A 1,084-nucleotide genomic window follows, 5' to 3' on the forward strand; every position below is an offset into this window, starting at 1 on the left:
CGCTGCTTGAGGGCCTTGTTATAAGAGGGCCAGTTGGTGATTTTAAAATTTTGTTTTGCCATGGAGACCTGATTTTGAAACAACTGTGGTGATCTGCTCCGATGATTACCCAAAAGTTCTATTTATTCAACAAAGCCCATCTCAGGTGTACACTTTTCTCATGGGGCCTAACTGCATTATTTTACGTTGCGAGGATCCGTCGTTTCGCTGGGCTGCCAGCATAAAATCTATTTATTCAACAAAGCCCAGATTGACCTGAATACGCTGTTTGACCGGCACATAGGTGGTATTTCCCTGCGCCAGCGTTGAGGAAATGCGCGCATCATTCCACCCGGCATCCTGCAACAGTAGCCCAGCCAGTTCGGAAGCTTTATTCAAGCGCACGCAGCCGAACTGAGTGTGCGAATGTCGCGCTGGAACAGCCCATGATTTGGCGTGTCGTGCAAGTAAATAGCTTCGGAATTGGGCATATTTAATTTATACCGTCTCAACGAGTTATTGGCACCGGGAGCCTGACGAATGCGATACGGGAAACGATCGGCCGGCAGCACGGACCAGTCAATCATCGTCGGATCGATAGTCTCTGCTTCGGAATGCCAGCCGGAGAGCAGCGTATAATTATTGCGCTGCAAATACTTGGGATCCTTGATAACTTTGGGGACGATATCCTGACGAATCAGCGTGGTGGGCACGTTCCACGGCGGGTTAACCACCACGTTATACAGTGAACTGCTCATCAACGGCGTTTTGCGTTTCGGTTGTCCGACAATCACACGCGAAGAGAGCCGCTGTGTACCATTTTGATAATATGTATTAGTCGCGACTAGATCTGACACTGGACCTTGAAAGGTTGAGAGTTACCGGTTTTGATATGGGTGTCTGATCCTTAAACAAAACGCGAGGTAACTCTCATGCTTCATACTAACAATCCCATTATCAAACATAAAGCCGGCCTGCTCAATCTCGCCGAAGAACTCGGTAACGTATCAAAAGCCTGCAAGATCATGGGCGTGTCACGCGATACATTTTACCGTTATCAGGAACTGGCTGCTGAAGGCGGCATTGATGCGCTGGTTAGCCAGAA

The 1,084-nt window shown here is 48.5% G+C and carries 2 protein-coding genes and 1 pseudogene; 2 read left to right on the forward strand and 1 reads right to left on the reverse strand.

Annotation, left to right across the window (positions count from 1 at the left end; translation table 11 throughout):
• Window positions 1-85: 85 nt before the first annotated feature.
• A complete protein-coding gene (locus tag QZ506_RS04820; protein WP_291969441.1) occupies window positions 86-259 on the forward strand; it encodes a hypothetical protein in 174 nt (57 codons plus the stop codon).
• On the opposite strand, the pseudogene QZ506_RS04825 reads toward QZ506_RS04820, so the two are convergent.
• A pseudogene (locus QZ506_RS04825) lies at window positions 247-809 on the reverse strand (L,D-transpeptidase family protein); the annotation flags it as partial. The gene QZ506_RS04820 and the pseudogene QZ506_RS04825 overlap by 13 nt on opposite strands.
• A 102-nt stretch (window positions 810-911) precedes the next feature.
• Between QZ506_RS04825 and QZ506_RS04830 the strand changes: the two are divergent.
• Window positions 912-1,084 (forward strand): helix-turn-helix domain-containing protein (locus QZ506_RS04830; RefSeq protein ID WP_291969443.1); only part of this gene is annotated, 173 nt, incomplete at its 3' end.

The organism is Candidatus Symbiopectobacterium sp., from assembly GCF_020054415.1.
Taxonomy (GTDB): Bacteria; Pseudomonadota; Gammaproteobacteria; order Enterobacterales; family Enterobacteriaceae; genus Symbiopectobacterium.